General features: G+C 68.1%; 19 protein-coding genes and 1 tRNA gene. 11 read left to right on the top strand and 9 right to left on the bottom strand.

All coding sequences use genetic code 11. The features are described 5' to 3' along the window. Positions 1-56: 56 nt before the first annotated feature. On the top strand, positions 57-1,094 hold the full coding sequence (locus LGM89_RS11540; protein WP_089495473.1) for an NAD-dependent epimerase/dehydratase family protein: 1,038 nt from the start codon (positions 57-59) through the stop codon (positions 1,092-1,094). Here LGM89_RS11540 and LGM89_RS11535 read toward each other — a convergent pair. Together LGM89_RS11535 and LGM89_RS11530 are read right to left on the bottom strand one after the other, a co-directional pair. Further along, complete coding sequence (locus LGM89_RS11535) at positions 1,077-1,265, bottom strand: hypothetical protein (protein WP_089495472.1); 189 nt, start codon at positions 1,263-1,265, stop codon at positions 1,077-1,079. The two genes, LGM89_RS11540 and LGM89_RS11535, sit on opposite strands and share 18 nt — an antisense overlap. Before the next feature lie 102 nt (positions 1,266-1,367). Continuing rightward, complete coding sequence (locus tag LGM89_RS11530; RefSeq protein WP_226273083.1) at positions 1,368-2,084, bottom strand: pseudouridine synthase; 717 nt, start codon at positions 2,082-2,084, stop codon at positions 1,368-1,370. A gap of 114 nt (positions 2,085-2,198) precedes the next feature. Between LGM89_RS11530 and copC the strand changes: the two genes are divergently transcribed. From copC to LGM89_RS11510, 4 genes are all read left to right on the top strand, one after another. Further along, positions 2,199-2,573: a copper homeostasis periplasmic binding protein CopC gene (copC, locus tag LGM89_RS11525; RefSeq protein WP_226273082.1), complete on the top strand. Its 375-nt coding sequence runs from the start codon at positions 2,199-2,201 to the stop codon at positions 2,571-2,573. 63 nt (positions 2,574-2,636) lie between these two features. Beyond that, entirely contained in the window at positions 2,637-3,137 is a 501-nt protein-coding gene (locus tag LGM89_RS11520; protein WP_226273081.1) for a DinB family protein, read from the top strand. A 191-nt stretch (positions 3,138-3,328) separates the two neighbouring features. Further along, entirely contained in the window at positions 3,329-4,102 is a 774-nt protein-coding gene (locus LGM89_RS11515; protein ID WP_039368119.1) for an SDR family oxidoreductase, read from the top strand. Between the two features lie 166 nt (positions 4,103-4,268). Further along, entirely contained in the window at positions 4,269-5,198 is a 930-nt protein-coding gene (locus LGM89_RS11510; protein ID WP_089495468.1) for a LysR family transcriptional regulator, read from the top strand. Between the two features lie 40 nt (positions 5,199-5,238). Here the strand turns inward: LGM89_RS11510 and LGM89_RS11505 are convergent, their stop codons facing one another. Further along, positions 5,239-6,135, bottom strand: coding sequence for a LysR family transcriptional regulator (locus tag LGM89_RS11505; protein WP_089495467.1), 897 nt, complete (start codon positions 6,133-6,135; stop codon positions 5,239-5,241). 106 nt (positions 6,136-6,241) lie between these two features. Here LGM89_RS11505 and LGM89_RS11500 point away from each other — a divergent pair, with 106 nt between their 5' ends. Further along, positions 6,242-7,132, top strand: coding sequence for an alpha/beta fold hydrolase (locus LGM89_RS11500; protein ID WP_089495466.1), 891 nt, complete (start codon positions 6,242-6,244; stop codon positions 7,130-7,132). 30 nt (positions 7,133-7,162) lie between these two features. Here LGM89_RS11500 and LGM89_RS11495 read toward each other — a convergent pair whose 3' ends face one another. Together LGM89_RS11495 and LGM89_RS11490 are read right to left on the bottom strand one after the other, a co-directional pair. Beyond that, complete coding sequence (locus tag LGM89_RS11495; protein ID WP_226273080.1) at positions 7,163-8,062, bottom strand: SDR family oxidoreductase; 900 nt, start codon at positions 8,060-8,062, stop codon at positions 7,163-7,165. A 40-nt stretch (positions 8,063-8,102) separates the two neighbouring features. Further along, entirely contained in the window at positions 8,103-8,840 is a 738-nt protein-coding gene (locus LGM89_RS11490) for an SDR family oxidoreductase (RefSeq protein ID WP_226273079.1), read from the bottom strand. Positions 8,841-8,957: 117 nt separating this feature from the next. Between LGM89_RS11490 and LGM89_RS11485 the strand changes: the two genes are divergently transcribed. Next, complete coding sequence (locus LGM89_RS11485) at positions 8,958-9,860, top strand: LysR family transcriptional regulator (RefSeq protein ID WP_089426129.1); 903 nt, start codon at positions 8,958-8,960, stop codon at positions 9,858-9,860. Positions 9,861-9,910: 50 nt separating this feature from the next. Here LGM89_RS11485 and LGM89_RS11480 read toward each other — a convergent pair whose 3' ends face one another. From LGM89_RS11480 to LGM89_RS11465, 4 genes are all read right to left on the bottom strand, one after another. Continuing rightward, positions 9,911-10,078, bottom strand: coding sequence for a hypothetical protein (locus tag LGM89_RS11480; protein ID WP_179254832.1), 168 nt, complete (start codon positions 10,076-10,078; stop codon positions 9,911-9,913). 147 nt (positions 10,079-10,225) lie between these two features. Continuing rightward, a tRNA-Leu gene (locus tag LGM89_RS11475) sits at positions 10,226-10,310 on the bottom strand. Positions 10,311-10,406: 96 nt separating this feature from the next. After that, the gene (locus tag LGM89_RS11470) at positions 10,407-11,564 is read right to left on the bottom strand and encodes an ABC transporter substrate-binding protein (RefSeq protein ID WP_089440826.1); all 1,158 of its coding nucleotides are present in this window, start codon (positions 11,562-11,564) and stop codon (positions 10,407-10,409) included. Positions 11,565-11,628: 64 nt separating this feature from the next. After that, complete coding sequence (locus tag LGM89_RS11465) at positions 11,629-12,570, bottom strand: CysB family HTH-type transcriptional regulator (protein WP_027785173.1); 942 nt, start codon at positions 12,568-12,570, stop codon at positions 11,629-11,631. A gap of 216 nt (positions 12,571-12,786) precedes the next feature. Between LGM89_RS11465 and LGM89_RS11460 the strand changes: the two genes are divergently transcribed. The 4 genes from LGM89_RS11460 to cysD all read left to right on the top strand — a co-directional run bounded on the left by LGM89_RS11460 (position 12,787) and on the right by cysD (position 16,822). Beyond that, positions 12,787-14,466, top strand: a complete 1,680-nt coding sequence (locus LGM89_RS11460; RefSeq protein WP_089495450.1) for a nitrite/sulfite reductase — start codon at positions 12,787-12,789, stop codon at positions 14,464-14,466. A 25-nt stretch (positions 14,467-14,491) separates the two neighbouring features. After that, a complete protein-coding gene (locus LGM89_RS11455; RefSeq protein ID WP_089495449.1) occupies positions 14,492-15,034 on the top strand; it encodes a DUF934 domain-containing protein in 543 nt (180 codons plus the stop codon). Beyond that, on the top strand, positions 15,031-15,783 hold the full coding sequence (locus LGM89_RS11450) for a phosphoadenylyl-sulfate reductase (protein WP_226273078.1): 753 nt from the start codon (positions 15,031-15,033) through the stop codon (positions 15,781-15,783). Before LGM89_RS11455 ends, LGM89_RS11450 begins: the two co-directional genes overlap by 4 nt. Before the next feature lie 76 nt (positions 15,784-15,859). After that, positions 15,860-16,822: a sulfate adenylyltransferase subunit CysD gene (gene cysD / locus LGM89_RS11445; protein ID WP_034192618.1), complete on the top strand. Its 963-nt coding sequence runs from the start codon at positions 15,860-15,862 to the stop codon at positions 16,820-16,822. Positions 16,823-16,843 lie beyond the last annotated feature (21 nt).

Genomic DNA, 16,843 nt, shown 5'->3' with positions numbered 1-16,843 from the left:
TACAATGCAAACCCGTTGCGCGTCGCGCAACGGTAGCTACTGATTTCGCAACCAACATGATCGCGACTCGAATCCTGCGCCGGCCGCGCGCACTGATCGTCGGCTGCGGCGACGTCGGCATGCGCTGCGTCGCGCAATGGCGCGACGCGCGCCGCAACCTGCGGATCTTCGCGCTGACGAGCCATCCGGCCCGTCGCGACGAACTGCGCGCCGCGGGTGCAACGCCGATCGTCGGCAACCTCGATCGCCGGGCGACGCTTGGCCGCCTCGCGGGCCTGGCCCGCACGATCCTGCATCTCGCACCGCCGCAGTCCGATGGCCGCGACGACCGGCGCACGCGTGCGCTGATCGCCGCAACGACCGTGCCTGCGCGACGGCCGCCGGTGCCGCCGGCCTCGGCGGTCGGCCGGCTCCGAACGCTGCGCACCGCTACCCGACAGGCCGGCGCGCCCGTTCGGGCAGCGCGTATTGTACCCGACGGCCTTCGTGCGCCGAGGCTCGTCTACGCCAGTACGACGGGCGTTTACGGCGATTGCGGCGGCGCGCGCATCGACGAGACGCAGCCGCTGCGCCCCGCGAATCCGCGCGCGTTCCGGCGCGTGTCGGCCGAGCGGCAACTGCGTGCGGCGACGGTGCGCGGCGTGCTGTCCGCGCGCATCGTGCGGATTCCCGGGATCTACGCGGCGAACCGTCTGCCGGTCGCACGGCTCGAGCGCGGCACGCCGGCGCTCGAACCGGCCGACGACGTCTACACGAACCACATCCACGCGGACGATCTCGCGGCGATCCTGCGCCGCGCGGCCGAACGCGGCAAGCCGGCGCGCGCCGTGCACGCGTCGGACGACAGCGAACTGCGGATGGGGGAGTATTTCGACCGGGTCGCGCAGGTGCTCGGCCTGCCGAGGCCGCCGCGCGTCAGCCGCGCGGACGCCGAGCGTCAGCTCGAACCGACACTGCTGTCGTTCATGCGCGAGTCGCGGCGCCTGTCCAACGCACGGCTCAAGGCCGAATTGTGCGTGACGTTGCGCTATCCGACCGTAGATGATTTCCTTCAAACGCTCGCGCCGGGCAGCGCGTCAGGTGAGCGCCGGTAACGCCTCGATCAGCAGGAAGCACAGCAACGCGCCGATCAGCGCGCCAATCAGGTTCGGATGATATTTGTGCTTCCGGTGCATCGTGGCCAGCAGGCCGCCGATCACGATGACCCCGACGACCGCGAACGCGATCATCACGTACGACAGTTCAAAAGTATGGTTGCTCATGATGTCTCCCCTGCATCGCTGCTCGTACAGCTTGTGATTTCAGTATAGCGGGGGAACATGCGGCCGAGATGCGGTCGAACGTCGAACGGTCGTGCGGATTTTCCCTTACAGGGTTTTGACGGTATTGCGCAGCGCCGAAAGGTCGGCGTCATCGAGCCAGCGCCACGCGCCGGGCGCGAGATCGTCCGGCAGCGTGAAGCCGCCGATGCTTTCGCGATGCAGCGCTTCGACGCGATTGCTCGCCGCCGCGACCATGCGCTTGACCTGGTGATACTTGCCTTCGAGGACGGTCAGCGCGAGTGCGTGCGGGTCGCGCGCGTCGGCGGCGACCGCCGCGATCGGCTTCGGCTCGCCATGGAGCTGCACGCCGGTGCGCAGCGTGTTCAGCTGCGTGTCGTCGAGCGGGTGGCGCACGGTTGCCACGTAGGTCTTCGGCACCTTGCGTTTCGGCGACGTGTACGCGTGCACGAACTGGCCGTCGTCGGACAGCAGCAGCAGGCCCGTCGTGTCCTGGTCGAGACGCCCGACGCACTGCACACCGCGCGCGACGAGCGGTGCGGGCAGCAGGCTGAACACGCTCGCGTGGTGTTGCGGATCGCGCGAACACTCGTAGCCGGCCGGCTTGTTGAGCGCGAGATAGGCGCGTGCGTGGAACGGCCACGCCGTATCGTCGACCGAGAACACGAGGCCGTCGGTATCGAACACGGCGTCGGGGTCGGTCGCGCGGGCGCCCGCCACGGTGACGCGGCCCGCTTCGATCAGGCCGCGGCACTGGCGGCGCGAGCCGAAGCCCTGGGTGTAGAGAATGCTTTCGAGATCCATAGCGCGCGCATTCTATCAAGCGATGGCGCGCGACCGGCATGAACGCGCATGCGCTGGTAAGCTGCCGGTACGCCGCGCGGGGCGCGGCGCCCGTTCATTCTTCACGGAAAGTCCATGCCTTTTGCTTCGTTCCCGTTCGGCCGCCACGCCGCGGCCGTCATCGTTGCCGCGACCGTCTCGTCGGCCGCGTTCGCGCACGCGCACCTCGCGAAGAGCGATCCGGCGGCGGGCGCGGCGGTGGCTGCCGCACCGGCCGCCGTCACGATCGACTTCACCGAGCCGCTGGAGCCCGCGTTCAGCTCGATCGTCGTCGTCGACGGCGACGGCAAGACGGTGTCGGATGGCCGCGCGCGCATCGACGCGTCGAACCGCAAGCGGATGTCGGTGCCGCTCACGGCGGTCGGCACCGGCGCCTATACGGTGAAATGGGTGGCCGTCGCGACCGACGGGCACCGCACGCAGGGCGCGTACGGCTTCAGCGTGAAGTGACGCAACGGCGACGGCAGGCCCGTGCCAGGGCTGCCGCCGCCCCTATCCGACAGGGAGTCCCGCATGAATCCGACGACGCTCGACGCACTCGCCGATTTCCCCCGTCAGCTCGAAGCCCATTTCGCGGCCATCCCCGACGGCTACGCGCGCTGGACGCCCGACGACTGGGCCGGGATGCCGAGCGAGCATTTTTCGCCGCTCGGGCAGCTCTGCCACTTGCGCGACATCGAGATCGACGGCTATCACGTGCGGCTGCGGCGGATGCTCGACGAAGACCGGCCGCTGCTCGTGTCGATCGACGGCGACGCGCTCGCGATCGAGCGCCGCTACAACGATGCGTATGCGTCCGACGTGCTCGCGGCGATCCGCGAAGCGCGTCGCGAGACGCTGGACCTCGTGTCGCGCCTCACGCCCGAACAGTTCGCGCGCACCGGGGAATTCGACGGCTACGGGTCGCTGACCGTGCGCGGGCTCGTCCACTACCTGTGCAGCCACGACCAGCAGCACCTGGCCGGCATGCAGTGGCTGCTCGGCAAGATCGACGCGACGCTGTACGCGCGCTGAGCCGGCGCCGGCCTCGGCATCGGCGCCCATCAATCGAGGGCGGATCCGGCGCGGTTGTCGGTGCGGCAGGCTGCACACCCGCGCTTCGATTGGATCGTTTTTCTGGATAATCCATCCAGCGTTGCCCGGCTGACCGGCGCGTCGCGCGTGCCTACACTCCAAGCTTCGTTCAACGAGAAAAGGAGTCAACCGTGGCAACTCATACGCTCGCAGACAAGGTCGTCCTGATCGCAGGCGGCGCAAAGAATCTCGGCGGCCTGATCGCGCGGGATCTGGCGAGCCACGGTGCGAAGGCCGTGGCGATTCACTACAACAGCGCGGCGTCGCAGGCGCAAGCCGAGGAGACGGCCGCCGCGGTGCGTGCGGCCGGCGCGGAAGCGGCTACGTTCCAGGGCGACCTGACGACGGCCGCCGCGGTCGAGAAGCTGTTCGACGACGCGAAGCAGCGCTTCGGCAAGATCGACATCGCGATCAACACGGTCGGCAAGGTGCTGAAGAAGCCGTTCACCGAGATCAGCGAGGCCGAGTACGACGAGATGTTCGCGGTCAACAGCAAGTCGGCGTTCTTCTTCATCAAGGAAGCGGGGCGGCACCTCGAGGATCACGGCAAGCTCGTTACGCTCGTGACGTCGCTGCTCGGCGCGTTCACGCCGTTCTATGCGGCGTACGAAGGGTCGAAGGCGCCGGTCGAGCATTTCACGCGCGCGGCGTCGAAGGAGTACGGCGCGCGCGGGATTTCGGTGACGGCCGTCGGGCCGGGCCCGATGGACACGCCGTTCTTCTACCCGGCCGAGGGCGCCGATGCGGTCGCGTACCACAAGACGGCGGCCGCGCTGTCGCCGTTCAGCAAGACGGGCCTGACCGACATCGAGGACGTCGTGCCGTTCATCCGCCATCTCGTCACCGACGGCTGGTGGATCACGGGCCAGACGATCCTGATCAACGGCGGCTACACGACCAAGTAACCGGCCCGGCAACGGGCCGCGCGGCGCACCGCAATGGCGCGTTTGCGTGGACAATGGACGGGCGCGCGGCTTCGCGGCTGCGTGCCCGTTTTCTCTGTGCCGCCGACCCTGGCCGCGACGCGCGACGGCTGGCGGCGGCGTTCGTCCGAACCTACGTTCCCCGCCGATGGACAAGCTGGATCAGGTCAGAATCTTCCTGCAGGTTGCCGAGATGGGCAGCTTCATCAAGGCCGCGCATGCGCTCGACGTGCCGCGCGCGACCGTGTCGGCGGCCGTCCAGCAACTGGAGACGGGGCTCGGCACGCGCCTCTTGCACCGCACGACACGCCAGGTGCAGCTGACCGCCGACGGCGCGCTGCTGCTCGAACGCGGCCGGCGCCTGCTCGCGGAGGCCGACGAACTCGACCGCCTGTTCCGCCGCCGCGACCGCGACGTGATCGGCCGGCTGAACGTCGACGTGCCGAGCCGGATCGCGCGCCGCATGGTGGCGCCCGCGCTGCCGTCGCTGTTTCACCGTTATCCGAAGCTGCAACTGTCGCTCGGCTCGACCGATCGTTCGATCGACCTGGTGCAGGAGGGCGTCGACTGCGCGATCCGCGTCGGGCGGCTTGCCGACAGCAGCCTCGTCGTTCGGCCGCTCGGACAGTTCACGCTGATCAATTGCGCGAGCCCCGACTACCTGCGCGAATGCGGCGTGCCCGAGCATCCGGATGCGCTCGCGCACGGACACTGGGCGATCGGCTATGCGTCGCCGACGACCGGGCGCGAACTCGACTGGGAATACTGCACGGACGGCCAGCGGCACACGCTCATGCTGCCGAGCCGGGTGATCGTCAACAATGCCGAAACCTATATCGCCAGCTGCATCGCCGGGATGGGGCTGATCCAGATTCCGCGCTTCGACGTCCAGCATCTGCTCGACAGCGGCGCACTCGTCGACGTGATGCCCGGCCACCGCGCCGCACCGATGGACGTGTCGGCCGTGTACCCGCACCGGCGCCATCGTTCGCGCCGGCTCAATGCCTTCATCGAATGGTTCGGGGAACTGATGGCGAGCGCGCTGACGCATGGCAGGGAGGGGGCGGAGGGCGACTGACCGGCACGGCCGGATCGCGTCAGGTGCCGTCGTGCCTGTTTCAGCCGGGCAGCGCCGCGAACTGCCGGCTGCGGCCGGTTTCCCGCACCGCATCGATCAACGCCGCGCCGGCGCCGTCCGGTTTCGCCGCGAACGCATAGAAGCGCGCGGCCGGCAGCACCGGCAGGCCGTCCTGCAGGCCGCATTCGCGCAGGCCGTCGCGCAACTGGCTGCGCGCCAGCGCGGTGACCGCGAAGCCCGCGAGCGCGGCCGACACGCAGCCGGCCATGCTGCTGCTCTCGAACAGCACGCGGAACGGCCGCAGCGCAGCGGCGAGTGCCGCGACGGCGGCTTCGCGATAGACGCATGGCTGCGGAAACAGCGCGAGCGGCACGTCGCCGCCGGCGTCGAGCGCGCGATCCGACGCGAACGCCCACACGAGCGGTTCTTCCCACAGCAGTTCGCCCGGCGTGTCGACCTGCCGGCACTGCTTGCCGAACACGACGTCGAGCCGGCCGAGCGTCAGCTCGCGCAGCAGCGACGCGGTGATCCCCACCTTCAGCTCGATCGACGTGCGCGGGTGGCGGTCGCGGAACGTGCGCAGCACGTGCGGCAGCCACGCGCCCGCGAAATCCTCCGATGCGCCGACCCGCAGCGGTCCGTGCGCCGGCGCGCCGCGCAGCCTTGCGCGCACTTCGCGCTCCATGTCGACGATGTTGCGTGCGTACGCGTACAGCGTGTCGCCGGCCGGCGTGAGCGCGATGCGACGGGTGGTGCGCGCGAGCAGCACCGTGCCGGCCGCCTGTTCGAGCCGCTTGATGTGGCCGCTGACGGCGGACGGCGTCAGCGCGAGCCGTTCCGCGGCCGGCGCGAATCCGCGGCTGTCGACGACTTCGAGGAAGGTGCGCAGCAGCGTGATGTCGAGCGAGGTCGACGCGGGATCGGTCAGCGGTTTCATGGATCAATTCAACGCGATACTCGAAGAATGAACCATGATACTCCGTGAATCGTGATGAAAGGCCGGCCTACCATCGTGCACTCGGATCCACCCAACGGAGTGCACGATGACGACCTATGCGCATGCGACGACCGCGTCGCTCGACCTTGCCTATCTCGAATGGAACCCGCGCGGCGAGCGCGTGGCCGTGCTGCTGCACGGCTGGCCGGACAGCCCGGTCGGCTGGGACGCGGTCGCGGCTTTGCTCGCCGCGCACGGCTACCGCGTGCTCGCGCCCGCGCTGCGCGGTTTTGCGCCGACCCGCTTTCGCGATGCATCCGTGCCGCGCAGCGGCCAGCTCGCGGCGCTCGGGCGCGACCTGCTCGACTTCGTCGATGCGCTCGGCATCGAGCGGCCCGTGCTGGTCGGGCACGACTGGGGCGCGCGGGCGGCCGCGAACGCGTGCGGGCTGCGCGAAGGCGCCGCATCGCATCTCGTGATGCTGTCGGTCGGGTACGGCACCAACGATCCGGGGCAGCCGCTGTCGCTGCAACAGGCGCGCAACTACTGGTATCACTGGTTCATGGCGACACCGCGCGGCGAGCAGGCGTTGCGCGACGATCGCCGCGCGTTTGCCCGCCTGATGTGGGACACGTGGTCGCCGCCGGGCTGGTATCGCGACAGCGATTTCGACGCGGCCGCCGCCGCGTTCGACGGGCCCGACTGGATCGACGTCGTGCTGCATTCGTACCGGCATCGATGGGGATTCGCACCGGGCACGCCGGCCTATGCCGACGACGATGCGCGGCTGAATCCCGCGCCGGTGCTGGCGTTGCCGACGCTCGTGCTGCACGGCGGCGCGGACACCTGCAATCATCCGGACAGCTCGGCCGGGCGCGAGCGGTTCTTTGCGGGGCGCTACGCGCGGCAGGTGCTGGACGGCGTCGGCCACTTTCCGCAGCGCGAGGCGCCGGCGGCAATCGCCGACGCGATCCTCGGGTTCTGCGAGCCAGGCTGAGGCGCACCGGCGTGGCCGGCGCACGGTGGATCAGCCGCCGACGCGGGCCGCGAGCAGGTCGGCGAGGCCGAGGTTCCTGAACATCTCGCGGCGAATCCGGTCGCCGACGCGGAACACTTCCTCCGCGCCGTCCTGCGACGGATCGACGAACACGCGGTACGGGCGCTTGCCGGCCGGGGCGGCGACGATGCCGGCAATGGCTGTCGCGACGGTGCCGGCATCGGCGTCCGCCGGTTCGAGCGCGGCGAGGCCTTGAAGCGCCTGTTCGGCGACACCCACATAGGGGCCGTCGACGTAGGCGGCCTGAATGGCCGCATCGGCCGGCTTGCCTGCGTGGGCGAAGTGATTCGTGCCCTGGGTGAAGGCGCCCGGCACGACGATCGACGTCTCGATCCCCCAGCGGGCCAGTTCGGCCGCATAGGACACCGCGAGCGAATCCATCGCGGCTTTCGCGGCGAAGTAGGGTGCGAGGAACGGCGGCGTACCGCCGCGCGCGGACGACGACGACACCCAGACGAGCAGCCCGCGCTCCTGGCGGCGCAAGTGCGGCAGCGCCGCGCGGTTGACGCGCTGGGTCGACACGACGTTGATGTCGTAGAGCTCGCCGATCTGCTCGGGCGTGAACGCTTCGGCCGGGCCGAACACCATGTGGCCGGCGTTGTGGACGATGACGTCGAGGCGGCCGGTGTCCGCGATCACGCGATCGATGGCGGCGCCAACGGACGCGTCGTCGCCGACGTCGAGCTCGACGGTGCGCAGGTCGACGCCGTGTTCCTGCGCGTAGGCGGCGATGGCGGTGACGCGCGGCGCGTTGCGGCCGGTGCTGTCGCGCATCGATGCGTAGACGGTATGGCCGGCGCGGGCGAGCGCCTGGGCCGTCAACAGGCCGAAGCCGCTGGACGCGCCCGTGACGAGAATGACTTCCTTCATGATCGATCTCCGGTAAGCGGTGGGCGTGGCAGGCGGCCGGTCAGCACATGCCGCCGTTGGCGCGCAGGACCTGGCCGTTGACCCACGCGCCGTCGGGGCCGGCGAGGAACGCGACGACGCTGGCGATGTCGGCGGGCTGGCCGAGCCGCTCCAGCGGATTCAGCTTCGCGAGCCGATCGACGAGTTCGGCGCTCTTGCCCTGCAGGAACAACTCTGTCGCGACCGGCCCCGGCGCGACGGCGTTCACGCTGATGCCGCGGCCGCGCATCTCCTGCGCGAGCACCTGCGTCAGGCTTTCGACCGCCGCCTTGCTGGCGACGTACACACCGTAAGTCGGCATGCGCATGCCGATCACGCTGGTCGACAGGTTGATGATGCGTCCGCCGTCGCGCACCCGCCTGGCCGCTTCGCGGCAGACGTTGAACGTGCCTTTCACGTTGATGGTGATCGTTTCGTCGAAGAGCGCATCGTCGCAGTCGGCGATGGTCGCCAGCTTCATCACGCCCGCGGAGTTGACCACCACATCCAGACCGCCGAATGCTTGTTTTGCGGCGTCGAACAGCGCGACCACGGCCGCCGGATCGGCGACGTTCGCCTGCACCGCGATAGCATGGCCGCCGTCGGCGACGATCGCGTCGACCACGTCCTGCGCGGGGCCGGCGCCGCCGGCATAGTTCACGACGACGCTGAAACCGTCGCGGGCGAGACGGCGGGCGATTTCCGCACCGATGCCGCGCGACGAGCCCGTGACGAGGGCGACCTGTTCCGATGTGCTCATGTCCTGCTCCTTGATTCGTGAGTGCCGTGCGTTCCGGCGACAGGACTAATGTAGGCTCCCTCGATCAATAAAAATAATGAATAATGATCAGATCAAGAATGACTGAAAGTATGTCTTATGGCATTCGACAGCAGGCTTTTGAGCGGGATCGGCGTGCTCTCGGCGGTGATCGAGGCCGGCACCTTCGCGCGCGCCGGCGAGGCGATGGGGTTGACGCAGCCCGCGGTGAGCCGTGCCGTCGCCCGGCTGGAGGAGCGCGTCGGCATCCGGATCTTCAACCGCACGGCCCGTGCGATCACGCTGACCGACGAAGGGCGGCGTTTCTATGAAGCGGTCGCGCCGCTGCTGGCCGGCATCGAGGACGCGGCGATCGACGCCGGCCAGTCGAAGGCGCGTGTCAGGGGGCGGCTGCGCGTCAACGTCGACGCGACTTTCGGCCACTACGTGCTGGCGCCGAAGATGGCGGAGTTTCTCGACCGCTTTCCCGACCTGTCCGTCGAGATCAGCGTGCGCGACCGGATGGGCGACCTCGTCGCCGACGGGTTCGACGTGGCGGTGAGGTTCGGCATTCCGGAACCGTCGTCATACCGTGCGCGGCTGCTGCTGGAAACGCGCGTGCTGACCTGCGCGTCGGCGGCCTATGTCGCGCGCCATGGCGAACCGCGGCACCCGCGGGATCTCGCGAGCGGGCATCGCTGCGTGCTGATCCGCGATCCGGTGACGGGGCGGCCGTTCGAATGGGAATTCCATCGCGGCAAGGAGGTGATGCCGTTCGATGCCGCCGGCCGGCTGATGGTCAACGATACGGGCATGCTGCTCGGCGCGTGCCTCGGCGGCGCGGGGATTGCCCAGTTGCTGGAACTCTATGCGCGCGACATCCTTGCCGACGGGCGGCTGGTGCTGCTGCTGCCGGAATGGGCGGACGAGACGTTTCCGCTCTACGCGTATCACCACGCGTCCAACCTCGTTTCCGCGAAGGTGCGCGTGTTTCTCGACTTCGTGCGGGCGTTGATGGCCTGAGCCCGAGCCTGAACTCGGCTCGGCGTGCCGACGGCGGCTTTCCCGTCCATTCATTCGGTGCGATGCGGAATGCTGTCCGGGAACGGGTAGGGCGCGTGCGGGCCCGGCCAGTCGGGCACCGGCGGCGCGGTCAGAATGTCGCAGCCGGTCAGCATGAGCGACAGCGCCACGGCGAGCGCGCGGCGGCAGAGCGGAGTTGAAATCGGGCGCATGGACATGGCGTGCCTCCGTGCCGCGCATCCTCATGACGCTTGGACTGTTGCGCGGGGCACGCGTTGCGGCGCGGGCGGCAAAAACAAAAAACCCGCGAAGCGGCGAGCTTGCGCGGGTGTCGGCAGGCGCAGCGCTTCACACTGCGAGAATGCTGGTGCCCAGGGCCGGAATCGAACCGGCACGCCTTGCGGCGGGGGATTTTGAGTCCCCTGCGTCTACCAATTTCACCACCTGGGCTTGATCCTGGCCGCGCATGCGATGGTGCGCGGCGAAACGCGGATTATGTCCGAAATCCCGCTGCCGGGCAAGCTGCCCGGTTGCGGGCCGTGCACGTCACTGACTGAGGTAGACGAATCGGCCCTGCTTGACGATCCCCATCACGCTTGCGCGCTGGTCGAGTCCCACATGATCCTTGTCGCTCGTGTTGACGACACCGTTCGGCACGACGAGCTCGTGCGCGCGTTCCAGCTCGCGCCGCAGCGCCGCGCGAAACGCGGGCGTGCCGGGCTGCGCGGCCTTCAGCGCGCGGCCGACCGCGTCGGCGAGGCGCGGGTAGACGCCCGCCGCGTCGCCCGCGAACTGCGTGACCGTGCCGGCGCCGTACTTCGCTTCGTACGCGTCGACGAACGCGAGCGCGGCCTTGCGGGCCGGATGATCGGCCGGCAGCGTGCGCGCGACGACCACCGGCTGGGTCGGGAACAGCGTCCCGTCGACATCCTTGCCGCCGAGCTTGATGAATTCCGGTGTCGCGATCCCGTGCGTCTGGTAGACCGGGCCCTTGTAGCCGCGCTCGATCAGCGTGCGCTGCGGCAGCACGGCCGGCGTGCCCGAGCCCGCGATCAGGATCGCGTCGGGTTTCGCTGCGATCAGCTTCAGCGCCTGGCCCGTGACGCTCGCGTCGGTGCGGTTGAAGCGCTCGGTCGCGACCACGCGGATCTTGCGCAGGTCCGCGAAGCGCGTGAACTCGTTCAGCCAGCTGTCGCCGTAGCTGTCCGCGAAGCCGATGAAGCCGACCGTCTTCACGCCGTGGTTCGCCATATGGCGCGTCATCACGTCGGCCATCGCGCGGTCGCTCTGCGCCATCTTGAACGCCCAGGTCCGCGCGCCTTCCTGCGGCTCGACGATCGCGCCCGAGCCGACCAGCGTGATCATCGGCGTCTGCCCGGCGGCCACCGCGTCGAGCGCCGCGAGCGCGGCCGGCGTGATGTTCGGCCCGACCACGACGTCGACATGATCCTCGTCGACCAGCTTGCGGATGTTGCGCACCGCGGTGCCCGGGTCGGATGCGTCGTCGAGCACCGTTACCTGCACGGGCTGCCCGGCGATCGTCTTCGGCCACATCAGGATCGCGTTCTTGCTCGTGATGCCGATCGCGGCGGCCGGGCCGGTCGACGACAGGTCGACGCCGACCTTCAGGTCGGCATGCGCGGCGGCGCAGGCCAGCACGAGGGCGCCGGCAGTGGCGCGGCGCAACAGGGCGGGAAGCGTCATGCGGAATTCTCCGTCGGACAGAAAAAAGGGGCGCGATGTGCGCCCCCGTGTTTATACACGCCGCTCAGAGTTCGTACGATTCGGATTCGCCCTTGAGCGCCTGCTCGATCAGCTTGCGGTTCAGCGTCGGCGACAGCAGTTCGACCAGCGTATACACATAGCTGCGCAGGTAGGCGCCCTGCTTGAGCGCGACGCGCGTCACGTTACTGCCGAACAGGTGGCCGACCGGGATCAGCCGCAGGCCGCGGTCGCGCTCGGGATTGAACGCGATGTCGGCCATGATGCCGACGCCGAGGCCGAGCTCGACGTAGGTCTTGATCACGTCGGCGTCGATCGCCTCGAGCACGATGTCCGGCGACAGCCCGCGCAGCGCGAACGCATGGTTGATCTTCTTGCGGCCCGCGAACGCATCGTCGTACGTGATCAGCGGGTACTGCGCGAGATCGTCGAGCGTGACCGGCTTGCGTTCGAGCAGCGGATGGTCGGCCGGCACGACGGCCGCGTGGTGCCACTGGAAGCAGGGCAGCGACACGAGTTCCTTGTAATCGGAGATCGCCTCGGTCGCGATCGCGAGATCGGCCTGGTCGTGGATCACCATCTCGGCCACCTGCGTCGGGCTGCCCTGCAGGATCGACAGGTGGACCTTCGGGAAGCGCTTCTTGAACTCGGCGATCGCGGCCGGCAGCGAGTAGCGGGCCTGCGTGTGGGTCGCGGCGATGGTCAGGTTGCCCTGATCCTGCGCGGCATAATCCTTTCCGACCCTTTTAAGGCTTTCAACCTCCTGGAGAATCCGCTCGACCGACGCGAGGATGATCCGGCCCGGCTCGGTGAGCGAGCGCACGCGCTTGCCGTGCCGCGTGAAGATCTCCACGCCCAGCTCGTCCTCGAGCTCGATGATCGCCTTCGATACCCCCGGTTGCGACGTGTAGAGCGCCTTGGCGGCCTCGGTGAGATTGAAATTCTGCCGGACGGCCTCGCGCACGAAGCGAAATTGGTGCAGGTTCATTTATAACCCTTCCGCATATCAACAGAATTTTTTAGTCGTTTGAAATATAAGGCGAGTTTATTACGATTCACCGGAGTTTTTCAAATATGGATATCTGTTTTCGTCATTAGCAATCCAGCCGGGCAGCGGAAGGCCGGCGATAGCGGCGGAACGGAGATTCGGGCGCGACGTGGCTAGGACGTCGCGCGGTCACCACGAAAACCCTGGGGTCCCCGAATGTATCAGTACGACCAATACGACCAGACGATCGTCGACGAGCGTGTCGCGCAGTACCGCGATCAGGTGCGCCGCCGGCTGTCGGGCGAGTTGAGCGAAGACGAGTTCCGTCCGCTGCGCCTGCAGAACGGCCTCTACATGCAGCGCCACGCGTACATGCACCGCATCGCGATTCCGTACGGCAACCTGCGCAGCGACCAGCTCCGGATGCTGGCGCGCATTGCCCGCGAACACGACCGCGGCTACGGTCACTTCTCGACCCGCTCGAACATCCAGTTCAACTGGATCAAGCTGGAAGAAACGCCCGAGATCCTCGCGAAGCTCGCGTCGGTGCAGATGCACGGCATCCAGACGTCGGGCAACTGCATCCGCAACATCACGGCCGACCAGTTCGCCGGTGTCGCGCAGGACGAAGAGATCGATCCGCGTCCGTGGTCGGAAATCCTGCGCCAGTGGTCGACGTTCCATCCCGAATTCGCCTGGCTGCCGCGCAAGTTCAAGATCGCGGTGTCGGGCTCGAAGGACGACCGTGCGGCCGTGCAGATCCACGACCTCGGCGTGTACCTGAAGAAGAACGCGCAGGGCGAAGTGGTCGCGAGCATCCTCGCGGGCGGCGGCCTCGGCCGTACGCCGATCATCGGCGCGGTGATCAAGGAAGACCTGCCGTGGCAGCACCTGCTCACCTATTGCGAAGCCGTGCTGCGCGTGTACAACCGTTACGGCCGCCGCGACAACCTGTACAAGGCGCGCATCAAGATCCTCGTGAAGGCGCTGTCGCCCGCGAAGTTCGCGCAGCAGGTCGAGGAAGAGTGGCAGCACCTGAAGGACGGCCCGTCGACGCTCACGCAGGCGGAAGTCGACCGCGTGTCGCAGTACTTCCAGCCGCCCGTCTACGAGAAGCTGGCCGACACCGACGCATCGTTCGAACAGCACCTGCTCGAGAACAAGGCGTTCGCGCGCTGGGTCGAGCGTAACGTCGCCCCGCACAAGGTGTCAGGCTATGCCGCCGTCACGCTGTCGCTGAAGGATCACCGTATCGCGCCGGGCGACGCGACCGACCAGCAGATGGATCTGGTGGCCGACTGGGCCGACGCTTACTCGTTCGGCGAGCTGCGCGTGTCGCACGAGCAGAACCTGATTCTCGCGAACGTGAAGAAGCGCGACCTGTTCGCGGTGTGGGAAAAGGCGAAGGCAGCCGGTTTCGCGACGCCGAACATCGGCCTGCTGACCGACATCATCGCGTGCCCGGGCGGCGACTTCTGCTCGCTCGCGAACGCGAAGTCGATCCCGATCGCGCTGGCGATCCAGCAGCGTTTCGACGATCTCGACTATGTGTACGACCTCGGCGACCTGTCGTTGAACATTTCCGGTTGCATGAACTCGTGCGGTCACCACCACGTCGGCAACATCGGCATCCTCGGCGTCGACAAGGACGGCGCCGAGTGGTACCAGGTGTCGCTCGGCGGCGAGCAGGGCACGGGCCGGAACGGCGCGCGCCTCGGCCGCGTGATCGGGCCGTCGTTCTCGGCGGAGGAAGTGCCCGACGTGATCGCGAAGCTGATCGACACGTTCGTCGAATCGCGCGTCGACGGCGAGCGCTTCGTCGACACGTACGATCGCATCGGCATCGCGCCGTTCAAGGAGCGCGTGTATGCGGCGCGCCAGGCAGTGAACGCGTAACCAACCGGGTAGAAGGAATTAGCAGATGGCTTCGATTATCAAGAACCGCGCAGTGATCGACGATGCATGGCAGGTCGTGCGCGCGGCGGAAGACGGCGCACTGCCCGCGGTCGACGCGTTGCCGGCCGGCAAGGTGCTGGTGCCGTTCGCATTGTGGCAGGCCGAGCGCGCGGCGCTCGTCGCCGCGAAGACGAAGGACGAGCTCGGCGTATGGCTCGCACCGGACAGCGAGCCTGCCGATCTCGTGGCCGATTTCGGCGCGATTTCGCTGATCGCCGTCGAGTTCCCGCGCTTCGCGGACGGCCGCGGCTACAGCATCGCGCGCCTGCTGCGCGAGCGCCACGGCTGGACGGGCGAACTGCGCGCGATCGGCGATGTGCTGCGCGACCAGTTGCTGTACATGTCGCGTTGCGGCTTCGACGCATACGCGGTGCGCGCCGACAAGGACATCCACGACGCGCTGAATGCGTTCACGGAATTCACGCAGCGTTACCAGGGCGCGTTCGACCAGCCCGAACCGCTGTTCCGCCGCCGCGGCGCGACGCCCGACGCGAAGGTGAGCGCATGAGCACCGCGACCGCTACCGCGCTGACGCCGGAACTCGCCGCGAAGGTCGAGCGCCTCGACGCGCTGCTCGCGCAGATCGGTGCCCGTCACGAGAAGGTGAAGTTCGCGAGCAGCCTCGCGGCGGAAGACATGCTGCTGACGCATGCGATCCTGTCGAAGGGCGTGCGGATCGGCATCTTCTCGCTGAACACGGGCCGCCTGCACGCGGAAACGCTCGGCATGATCGACCGCGTGCGCGAGCGCTACGGCTACGAGATCGAGCAGTTCCATCCGCAGCAGGACGCGGTCGACCAGTATGTCGCCGAGCACGGCCTGAACGCGTTCTACGAGAGCGTCGAGCTGCGCAAGTCGTGCTGCCACATCCGCAAGGTCGAGCCGCTGAATCGCGCGCTCGCGGACGTCGGCGCATGGGTCACGGGCCAGCGCCGCGAGCAGTCGGTCACGCGTGCCGAGCTGCACGAGGAAGAGCAGGACGAAGCGCGCGGGATCGCGAAGTACAATCCGCTCGCCGACTGGACGGAAAGCGACGTGTGGGCGTACCTCGAGGCGTTTGACGTGCCGGTGAATCCGCTGCATGCGCGCGGCTACCCGAGCATCGGCTGCGAGCCGTGTACGCGGGCGATCCGTCCCGGCGAGGACAGCCGCGCGGGCCGCTGGTGGTGGGAGTCGCGCGATACGAAGGAATGCGGCTTGCACATCACGACGATCACGCCGATTCCCGCGGACGCCGCTGCCGGCGCCACGCACTGAAAGCCTGACAAGAAACTGAATATTGCGCCGCCTGCGACAGCGGGCGGCACGAACCCAGAAGAGAAGGACTGAAATCATGAGCACGACGCTCGAGCAATCCGCCTTTGCCCCGCCCGCCGGTGCCGACAACCGCATGGGCCACCTCGACTGGCTCGAAGCCGAGTCGATCCACATCCTGCGCGAACTGGTCGCCGAATGCAGCAAGCCGGCGCTGTTGTTCTCGGGCGGCAAGGATTCGGTCGTCGTGCTGCATCTGGCGCTGAAGGCATTCGGCCTCGGCGCGAACCGCAAGACGACGCTGCCGTTCCCGCTCGTGCACATCGATACGGGCCACAACTACGAAGAAGTGATCGACTTCCGTGATCGCCGCGCGCAAGAACTCGGCGCCGAACTGGTCGTCGGCCACGTCGAGGATTCGATCAAGCGCGGCACGGTCGTGCTGCGCCGCGAAACCGATTCGCGCAATGCCGCGCAGGCCGTCACGTTGCTCGAGACGATCGAGCAGCATGGCTACACGGCGCTGATCGGCGGCGCGCGCCGCGACGAAGAGAAGGCGCGTGCGAAGGAACGCATCTTCTCGTTCCGCGACGAATTCGGCCAGTGGGATCCGAAGGCGCAGCGCCCGGAACTGTGGAGCCTGTACAACGCCCGCTTGCACAAGGGCGAACACCTGCGCGTGTTCCCGATCTCGAACTGGACCGAGCTCGACGTGTGGCAGTACATCGCGCGCGAAAACCTCGAACTGCCGTCGATCTATTACGCGCACCAGCGCGAGATCGTGCGCCGCAACGGGCTGCTCGTGCCCGTCACGCCGCTCACGCCGATGCGTGACGGCGAGACGAGCGAGCTCGCGCAGGTGCGCTTCCGCACGGTCGGCGACATTTCCTGCACGTGCCCGGTCGAGAGCGACGCGGACGACGTCGAGAAGATCATCGCCGAGACGGCGGTGACCGAGATCACCGAGCGCGGCGCGACCCGGATGGACGACCAGGCCTCCGAAGCCGCGATGGAACAGCGCAAGAAGCAAGGTTATTTCTGAAGCACACGAGGACATTCACAT

The sequence above is a fragment of the Burkholderia sp. AU31624 genome (assembly GCF_020420065.1).
GTDB lineage: Bacteria > Pseudomonadota > Gammaproteobacteria > Burkholderiales > Burkholderiaceae > Burkholderia.
This window is presented reverse-complemented; position numbering and strand designations above follow the sequence as displayed.